Here is a 210-nt window from a genome sequence, read left to right on the forward strand (position 1 = left end):
TGAGTTTGGTGTCTGAGAGTTTGATGACTAAAGCTTCATTATTTGTATTGGTGTTGCCATTAGAGCTTGCGTTAATCGAGCCTTTGCCAACAAATGTGAGTGTTTGGTCATAGGGGTTTTTGGAGAGATCAATGAGATTACCATTGAAGCTAGAAGCTTCTAGGGCATGGTTGAGTCCGTTGAGTCCAGTGACTTTAGAGGCTTCATTGG

1 protein-coding gene is annotated in these 210 nt (G+C 42.4%); it reads right to left on the bottom strand.

What is annotated here, in order from left to right:
* A partial coding sequence (locus BKH46_RS09640) for a hypothetical protein (RefSeq protein ID WP_172402636.1) occupies positions 1-210 on the bottom strand: 210 nt, incomplete at both ends.

It is taken from the genome of Helicobacter sp. 12S02634-8, assembly GCF_002272865.1.
GTDB lineage: Bacteria > Campylobacterota > Campylobacteria > Campylobacterales > Helicobacteraceae > Helicobacter_J.